Annotated in this window: 9 protein-coding genes; 6 read left to right on the top strand and 3 right to left on the bottom strand. The window is 71.6% G+C overall.

From position 1 onward, the window contains the following. Nucleotides 1-73: 73 nt before the first annotated feature. Genes AQI70_RS23310 through AQI70_RS23300 form a run of 3 tightly spaced genes read right to left on the bottom strand, consistent with a single transcriptional unit; the run spans nt 74 to nt 2,556 of the window. Nucleotides 74-1,366, bottom strand: a complete 1,293-nt coding sequence (locus AQI70_RS23310; RefSeq protein WP_062153225.1) for a hypothetical protein — start codon at nt 1,364-1,366, stop codon at nt 74-76. Nucleotides 1,367-1,368: 2 nt separating this feature from the next. Further along, nucleotides 1,369-1,623, bottom strand: a complete 255-nt coding sequence (locus tag AQI70_RS23305) for a MoaD/ThiS family protein (protein WP_037887855.1) — start codon at nt 1,621-1,623, stop codon at nt 1,369-1,371. A gap of 51 nt (nt 1,624-1,674) precedes the next feature. After that, on the bottom strand, nt 1,675-2,556 hold the full coding sequence (locus AQI70_RS23300) for an alpha/beta hydrolase (protein ID WP_208607424.1): 882 nt from the start codon (nt 2,554-2,556) through the stop codon (nt 1,675-1,677). A gap of 182 nt (nt 2,557-2,738) precedes the next feature. On the opposite strand from AQI70_RS23300, the gene AQI70_RS23295 reads away from it, so the two are divergent. From AQI70_RS23295 to AQI70_RS23270, 6 genes are all read left to right on the top strand, one after another. Further along, nucleotides 2,739-3,518 (top strand): winged helix-turn-helix transcriptional regulator, encoded by a 780-nt coding sequence (locus AQI70_RS23295; protein ID WP_062153221.1) that lies wholly within the window; start codon nt 2,739-2,741, stop codon nt 3,516-3,518. 127 nt (nt 3,519-3,645) lie between these two features. Continuing rightward, nucleotides 3,646-4,668: a LacI family DNA-binding transcriptional regulator gene (locus AQI70_RS23290; RefSeq protein WP_004000107.1), complete on the top strand. Its 1,023-nt coding sequence runs from the start codon at nt 3,646-3,648 to the stop codon at nt 4,666-4,668. Nucleotides 4,669-4,878: 210 nt separating this feature from the next. Continuing rightward, entirely contained in the window at nt 4,879-5,937 is a 1,059-nt protein-coding gene (locus tag AQI70_RS23285; protein ID WP_208607423.1) for a S1C family serine protease, read from the top strand. Between the two features lie 11 nt (nt 5,938-5,948). Beyond that, nucleotides 5,949-6,131: a hypothetical protein gene (locus tag AQI70_RS23280; protein ID WP_062153216.1), complete on the top strand. Its 183-nt coding sequence runs from the start codon at nt 5,949-5,951 to the stop codon at nt 6,129-6,131. A gap of 83 nt (nt 6,132-6,214) precedes the next feature. After that, complete coding sequence (locus tag AQI70_RS23275) at nt 6,215-6,952, top strand: response regulator transcription factor (RefSeq protein WP_062153214.1); 738 nt, start codon at nt 6,215-6,217, stop codon at nt 6,950-6,952. Then, nucleotides 6,949-8,385: a HAMP domain-containing sensor histidine kinase gene (locus tag AQI70_RS23270; protein WP_062153212.1), complete on the top strand. Its 1,437-nt coding sequence runs from the start codon at nt 6,949-6,951 to the stop codon at nt 8,383-8,385. Before AQI70_RS23275 ends, AQI70_RS23270 begins: the two co-directional genes overlap by 4 nt. The last annotated feature ends 160 nt before the right edge of the window (nt 8,386-8,545 follow it).

The following is an 8,545-nucleotide window of genomic DNA, read 5'->3' as shown; positions in this document are numbered from 1 at the left end:
CCCGGGGTCGAAGGGGCGGAGCCCCTGGAGGATGGGACGGGTAGGGGCGGCGGGGGCGAGGAAACGCCCGGCCTCAGACCAGCGCCCGCCCCAGCACGTACACCACCGGCGCCGCAGCCGCCAACGGCAGAGCCACGCCCGCCGTGAAGTGGACGAACCGCGACGGATAGTCGTAGCTCGCCACCCGGTGCCCGATCAGCGCGCACACGGCCGCCCCCGCCCCGAGCAGCGCCCCGCCCGACCCCACTCCCGTCATCGCCCCGCCGGCGATCCCCGCCCCCGCCGCAGCGAGCAACGAGACGACCACGGAGGCCGGAGTCGGCAACGGCAACGCACGGGCCACGACCGCCACGGCGACCGCCAACGCCCCCACCGTCACCGCGTCCGCGTCAGCCGCGAGATACCCCGCCGCGACGATCGACAGCGCGGCCGAGGCGACCGTCGCCATCAGGCCGTACATCCGCTCGTCGGGATCGGCGTGCGAACGGAGCTGCAGCACCAGGGCCAGCAGCACCCACACGCCCAGCGTGCCGAGGATCGCCGCCGGTGCGCGGTCGGCCGCCAGCAGCGCCACGTCCGCCGTCAGCGCGCCCGCGAAGGCCAGCGCGATGCCCTGCCGGGCCGGCCACATGCCGTTCAGCCGGAACCAGCCCGCCGCCGTCACGGCCTGCAGGACGACGAGGGGCACGAGAAGGGCGTACGACCCGATGGCCGCCGACGCCGAGAGCAGCAGCCCGAGCAGCGCCGTGAGCGCGGCCGGCTGCATCCCCGGCTCGATGATCGGGGAACGGCCCTCCAGCCGGGCCCGCTGAGCGTCCGTCACACGGGCGTTGTCGGCGACGGTCGCGGGACCGTAGTCGGGGCCGTCGCCCGGCTCTGCTTCGGTCTCGGCCGGCTCGGGCTGGGGCGCCTGAGTCCGCGTCCGGCTCCGGTGCTGCGCCTGGGACTGGGACTGGAACGGGGCGTGCCCGTGAGGCTGGACGTGAGACTGCCGGCCCTGGGCGTGCCGACCCTGGGCGTGCTGGGCCTGCGCCTGCTGGGCCTGGCCCTGCGGCATGCCGTCCCAGCCCGCCGTCTGGTACCCGGACGCATCCCCGCCCCGGTACTCCCCGTACGCCCCGGCCGCCTGCTGGGGCGCTCCCTGCTGCGGCGGCACATACGCCGTCTCCGGACCCGGGGCCGGCGCCACCGGCGGCTGCACCTGTGTCTCCCAGGTCTGTCCCTGCCACTGCTGGGTGTACTGCTGGGCATCGGCCTGCGGATCGTCGTACCCGTGCTGCTGCCCGGGCCAGGCCTGCGGCGTCTGCTGCCGGTACGGGTCGTACCCGTCGTACCCGTCGTGCCCCTCGTACGGCTGGTCGGTCATCGTCACCCTCCTGCGAACGGCGGGAGCACCTCGACCGTGCCGCCGTCGGCCAGCCGTACCGTCTCATGTCCGCGGGTGCCCACGGGGTCACCGTCGACGAGGAACGAGCATCGCTGCAGGACGCGGACGAGTTCACCGGGGTGTCGCTCGCGTGCGGCGTCGAGCGCCTCGGCGAGCGTGGCCGCCTCCAGCGGCTCCTCGGCGATTCCGGCCGCGGCCTTCGCGGCGGCCCAGTAGCGCACCGTGACCTTTGGCATCCGGTTCCTCAATCAATCGGCTGTGCACACCCGGCTGTGTACACCGTCAGGCTAGCCGCCCTGTGCGACAGCCCAGTCCGCGATCCGGCCCAGCAGGTCGTCGGCCGCCGCGTGCTCGGCGTGGCCCATCCCCGGCTCCAGCCAGAGTTCGCCGTGGTCACCGGCCGCCTCGGCGAGCATGCGGGGGTGGTCGAGGGGGAAGTAGCCGTCCCGGTCGCCGTGCACCACCAGCAGCGGCGTCGGCGCGATCCTCGGTACCGCCTCCACGGGCGACATCGGCACCGGGTTCCAGTCCCGGTGGTGGATCCGGGTACGGAATCCGTAGCGGCCCACCAGGCGCCCCTCGGGCCGGGTCACCAGCCAGTGCAGACGGCGCATGGGGGGCGTGCCCCGGTAGTACCAGCGCGCCGGCGCGCTCACCGACACCACCGCGTCCGTACGCGCCCCGCCGTCACCGGCCTCCCCGCCCCTCTCGCCGGACAACTCCCCGTGCAACGCCGCGTGCCGCAGCACCACCGAGCCGCCCATGGAGAAGCCGACGGTCGCCACGCGCGCGTGCCCGAGTGCGCGGGCCCAGCGCACCGCCGCCACCAGGTCGAGCACCTCACGGTCGCCGACGGTGGAGCGCCCGCCGGACGCCCCGTGCCCACGGAACGAGAAGGTGACGACGGCCCCGTGCCGGGCGAAGGCCTTGGCCACCCGTCGCACATGCGGCCGGTCCACATCGCCCGTGAAGCCGTGGGCGACGACGAACACCAGGTCAACGGCAGTTGGCCGCGAGGAGTCGTATACAACGGCACCCGGGTCGTATACGGAATCGATCGTCACACCGTCGTCGGTGTGCAGAAACGTCCGCAAAGGTGTACGTCTGGTTGTCTCAGAGTTCGGACGAACCGTCGATCGTGCCACATGACCTGCCGGACCGTTGCTCATGTGGGCTATTCTGCTGGGCAGAGGACTCGGGCAGCGTAGCCCCCGGGTCCTTTTGTGCTTTCGGAAGCGTTGTATACGACGCGGGAAACCGCAGGTGACCGCAGGTGTACGGGGCCTTTCGGGATCGCAGAGCAGTTCCGTACCGCACACGTCCTCGCAGGGACCGAGGAGGAACCAGACGTATGAGTTCTCTGCTGCTCCTGACCAATGCCCTCCAGCCGTCGACGGAGGTGCTTCCGGCTCTCGGCCTGCTGCTGCACAACGTGCGCGTGGCACCGGCGGAAGGGCCCGCGCTCGTCGACACCCCGGGCGCCGACGTCATCCTCATCGACGGCCGGCGCGACCTGCCCCAGGTCCGCAGCCTGTGCCAGCTGCTGCGCTCGACCGGCCCCGGCTGCCCGCTCGTCCTCGTCGTGACGGAGGGCGGGCTCGCCGCCGTGACCGCGGACTGGGGCATCGACGACGTACTGCTGGACACCGCGGGTCCCGCAGAGGTCGAGGCCCGGCTGCGGCTCGCCATGGGCCGCCAGCAGATCGTCAACGACGACTCCCCCATGGAGATCCGCAACGGTGATCTGTCGGTCGACGAGGCGACGTACTCCGCCAAGCTCAAGGGCCGGGTCCTCGACCTGACCTTCAAGGAGTTCGAGCTCCTGAAGTACCTCGCCCAGCACCCGGGCCGTGTCTTCACGCGCGCGCAGCTGCTCCAGGAGGTCTGGGGCTACGACTACTTCGGTGGCACGCGGACCGTCGACGTCCATGTACGACGGCTGCGCGCCAAGCTCGGCCCCGAGCACGAGTCGCTCATCGGAACCGTCCGGAACGTCGGTTATCGATTCGTTACCCCAGAGAAGGCCGACCGGTCCTCCAGCGAGGCGAAGGCCAAGGAGAACCGGGCAAAGCCGGAGGACGCGGACGAGACGGCCGCTCTGGACGGCACCGAGATCCGGGCCGAGGCGTAGAAAGGCATATGCGGACGCTCGGACGGGGCGCACCGGCGTCGCCTGCGCAGTGCGCGGTGACAGCCGGGCGACGGGGAAGCTCCTTCACGCCCTGCCCAGAGCGGGTCCATCCGCGTAGACTCCGCGCGTGGCCAAGGTGACTCGGGATGACGTGGCACGACTGGCAGGGACCTCCACTGCCGTCGTCAGCTATGTCATCAACAACGGACCCCGGCCGGTCGCCCCGGCCACGCGCGAGCGTGTCCTCGCCGCGATCAAGGAGCTGGGCTACCGTCCCGACCGGGTGGCCCAGGCGATGGCCTCGCGGCGCACGGATCTCATAGGCCTGATCGTGCCGGACGCGCGCCAGCCCTTCTTCGGGGAGATGGCGCACGCGGTCGAGTGGGCCGCCGCCGAGCGCGGCAAGATGGTGCTCGTCGGCAACTCCGACTACGTCGGTGAGCGCGAGGTCCACTATCTGCGGGCGTTCCTCGGCATGCGCGTCTCGGGACTCATCCTCGTCTCCCACGCCCTGAACGACCTGGCCGCCGCCGAGATCGAGGCCTGGGACGCCCGGGTGGTGCTGCTGCACGAGCGGCCGGAGGCCATCGACGACGTCGCCGTCGTCACCGACGACCTGGGCGGCGCCCAGCTCGCCGTACGCCACCTGCTGGAGCACGGCTACGACTACGTCGCCTGTATGGGCGGCACCGCCGAGACCCCCGCCGTCGGCGACCCGGTCTCCGACCACGTCGAGGGCTGGCGGCGCGCGATGGCCGAGGCCAAGATCCCCACCGAGGGCCGGCTGTTCGAGGCGCCGTACAACCGCTACGACGCCTACCGCGTGGCGCTCGACATCCTCTCCGGGCCGAACCGGCCGCCCGCGATCTTCTGCTCCACCGACGACCAGGCGATCGGCGTCCTGCGCGCGGCGCGTGAGCTGCGGATCGATGTGCCGGGGCAGCTCGCCGTCGCCGGGTTCGACGACATCAAGGAAGCGGCGCTCGCGGATCCTCCGCTGACGACTGTCGCGTCGGACCGGTCGGCGATGGCCCGGGCCGCGGTGGATCTTGTGCTCGACGACGGGCTGCGGGTCGCCGGGTCCCGGCGGGAGCGGTTGAAGGTGTTCCCGTCGCGGTTGGTCGTGCGGCGGTCCTGTGGGTGCGCCTGAGAGCTCGGGGGGTTCTGGGGGCGTGCGGCCTTCGGCCGTCTGTGGTTTCTCGCGCAGTTCCCCGCGCCCCTGGAGAGCTTCTCTGAGCGTTCTCTGAGAGTCACACCCGCCCACGGCCAGCGGGGGCTTTATATCGGGCATACGAGGTTCTGCCGGGCTTCTCAGGGAGCACTCAGGGAGCTCTCATGGTCGGGCGACAAGCTCATTGGCATGACCGAGAGCTTCCGCCGCGACGGCGAGTACGAGCAGTACACGAACCCCTCCCAGGGCGCCCAGCAGCACGCCTCTTCCCCCGTGAACCCGGAGTGGCCGCCCCCGCCGGCGCACGAGCCCACGTTCCAGGCGGCCGGCGGAGCCCCCACCGCTCTCCTCACCGAGCCCGTCGCCCAGCCGCCGAGGGCACGGCGCCGTAACCGCGGCCCCGTCGCCCTCCTCGCCGCCGTGGCGATCGTCGCCGCGGCGATCGGGGGCGGCACGGCGTACGGCATCCAGGAGCTGACCGGCAACGACACCGTCGCCTCCGCCGGCAGCACCACCACGAGCGTGCTGCCGTCCAGCAAGAAGGGCGACATCTCCGCGATCGCCTCGGCGGTCAGCCCGAGCATCGTCGAGATCAACGCCACCACGAACTCCGGTGAGTCCACCGGCTCCGGCGTGATCATCACCGGCGACGGCGAGATCATCACCAACAACCACGTCATCTCCGGCGCCTCCTCGATCAAGGTGACGACCAGCGACGGCAAGGAGTACACCGCCAAGGTCGTCGGCACCGACAGCAAGAAGGACCTCGCGCTGATCAAGCTGGAGGGCGCGTCCGGGCTGAAGGCCGCGACGCTCGGCAACTCCGACGGGGTCCAGGTCGGCGACACGGTCGTGGCGATCGGCTCCCCCGAGGGCCTGACCGGCACCGTCACCAGCGGCATCGTCTCCGCCCTGGACCGTGACGTGACCGTCTCGACCGACGAGGGTCAGCAGCAACAGCAGCCGGGCGGCGGCTGGCCGTTCGAGTTCGGCGGCCAGGAGTTCAACGGCGACACCGGCTCGTCGACCACGACGTACAAGGCGATCCAGACGGACGCCTCCCTGAACCCCGGCAACTCCGGCGGTGCGCTGATCGACATGAACGGCGACATCATCGGCATCAACTCCGCGATGTACTCGTCCGCCTCGAACTCCTCGGAGGCCGGCAGCCAGGGTCTCGGCTTCGCCATCCCGATCAACACCGTCAAGTCCGACCTGAGCACCCTGCGCTCGGGCTCGCAGAGCTGAAGGAGCACGTGATGATCAAGCAGGTCGAGCACCCCGCGTCCGGCACCGGCCCGGCCGACTTCGCCCTGGCCCTGGCGATCGCCGGTGGGCTGCACATCCCGACGCCCCGGGCGCCGGAGGTGGCTGCCGCCCGCCTCGGCGCGGGCCGCCGGGGCGCGTCGGCCCGCGCCCGCCGCCGTACCGTACGAGGCTGAGAACGTGCGACGCTGAAGGCGTTCAGCCCCCCCTTCAGCCCCTGTCAGCCCCCCGTCCCACCGCACCCGAGGATCCCGAGCCCATGAGCCCCGCCGATGGCGACCGTGACCCCCAGCGCATCCTGATCGTCGACGACGAGCCGGCGGTGCGCGAGGCACTCCAGCGCAGCCTCGCGTTCGAGGGGTACGACACCGAGGTCGCGGTCGACGGCGCCGACGCCCTGGAGAAAGCGACGGCCTACCGGCCCGACCTGGTGGTCCTGGACATCCAGATGCCCCGCATGGACGGCCTGACCGCGGCCCGCCGCATCCGCGGCGCCGGTGACACGACGCCGATCCTGATGCTGACGGCCCGCGACACGGTCGGCGACCGTGTGACGGGTCTGGACGCGGGCGCCGACGACTACCTCGTGAAGCCCTTCGAACTGGACGAGCTGTTCGCCCGGGTCCGCGCGCTGCTGCGGCGCAGCTCGTACGCGGCGGCGGCCGGTGCGAGCCCGGCCGACGAGGACGAGGCGCTTTCCTTCGCGGACCTGCGCATGGACCTCGCGACGCGGGAGGTGACGCGGGGCGGACGGCAGGTGGAGCTGACCCGTACCGAGTTCACGCTGCTGGAGATGTTCATGGCGCATCCGCGCCAGGTGCTGACCAGGGAGCAGATCCTGAAGGCGGTGTGGGGCTTCGACTTCGAGCCGTCGTCGAACTCGCTGGACGTGTACGTCATGTACCTGCGCCGCAAGACCGAGGCGGGCGGCGAGCCGCGGCTCGTGCACACGGTCCGGGGCGTGGGGTATGTGCTGCGGCAGGGCGGGGCGGAGTGAACAAGGTTCTGCGCCGGTTCCGGTCGCTGCCGATCCGGTCGCGGCTGGCGTTGCTGGTGGCGGCGGCGGTGGCGTTCGCGGTGGCCGCGGTCTCGGTGACGTGCTGGTTCATCGTGCAGGGGAAGTTGTACGACCAGGTCGACGAGGACCTGGAGCAGATGGCGAACCGGCCCGGCATCCTCGGTCAGGTCCTCAGCGAGTGCTCCACGAGTCCGCTGGAGAACTCCCGAGGCCCTGTCTCGAACAACTACGTCCAGATGTTCAAGGAAGAGGGGGACCCCTGCGTCACCCCGTTCTCCAAGGGCACGGTCAAGGTCACCGACCGCGACCGGCACTTCCTCGCCGACGCGACGAAGACCGGCAACTACATCATCCGCAACGGCACCGACGACGACGGCGACGCCGTACGCGCCCTCACCGTGTTCGTGGGCACCGACTCATCCGACGGACAGCGTGTCGCCGTACTCCTCGCGACCCCTCTCCATGGCACGCAGTCCACCCTCAACGAGCTCGCCCTGATCCTGCTCCTCGTCTCCGGCGTCGGCGTCATCGGCGCGGGGGCGGCCGGCCTGGCCGTGGCCCGGGCGGGCCTGCGTCCCGTCGACAAGCTCACCGAAGCGGTCGAACACGTCGCCCGTACCGAGGACCTGAAGATCCGCATCCCCGTCGAGGACGACTCCGAGGACGAGGTGGCCCGCCTCACCCGCTCCTTCAACTCCATGACCTCCGCCCTGGCCAGCTCCCGCGAACTCCAGCAACAGCTCATCGCGGACGCCGGCCACGAGCTCCGCACCCCCCTCACCTCCCTGCGCACCAACATCGAACTCCTCACCCGCAGCGAGGAGACGGGCCGCCCCATCCCGGAGGCCGACCGCAAGGCGCTCCTCGCCTCCGTCAAGGCGCAGATGACCGAACTGGCCGCCCTGATCGGCGACCTGCAGGAGCTGTCCCGCTCGGAGGGCCAGCGCGGTGAGCGCATCCAGGTGATCTCGCTGGAGGACACCGTCGAGGCGGCCCTGCGCCGGGCACGGCTGCGCGGCCCGGAGCTGACGATCACCGCCGACCTCCAGCCCTGGTACGTCCGCGCGGAACCGGCGGCGCTGGAGCGCGCGGTGGTCAACATCCTCGACAACGCGGTGAAGTTCAGCCCGGAGAGCGGCACGATCGAGGTCGCACTGAACGACGGCGTCCTCACCGTCCGCGACCACGGCCCCGGCATCGCCGCCGACGAACTCCCCCACGTCTTCGACCGCTTCTGGCGCTCCCCCTCAGCGCGGGCGTTGCCCGGATCCGGACTCGGCCTGTCGATCGTGGCCCGCACCCTCGAGCAGGCCGGCGGCCAGGTCACCCTGGCCCGCGCGGAGGACGGCGGCACGGTGGCGACCGTACGACTGCCGGGGGCACCCACACCGCCTCCCGCCGAGCCGCAGTAGAGCGCCCTCCGGATCACCGCGTACGGCATCGACGCCGACCTGCGCCGTACCCCCGGAGAGGAGGTCTCCGCAGGAGCGTCACCGAAGAGCCGTCGGCACCGGGCGCACCGGACACGACAACAAGTGGTGCCCGGATGACTGGCAACCTTTCCGCGCCGGG

The organism is Streptomyces curacoi (assembly GCF_001513975.1).
GTDB lineage: Bacteria > Actinomycetota > Actinomycetes > Streptomycetales > Streptomycetaceae > Streptomyces > Streptomyces curacoi.
This window is presented reverse-complemented; position numbering and strand designations above follow the sequence as displayed.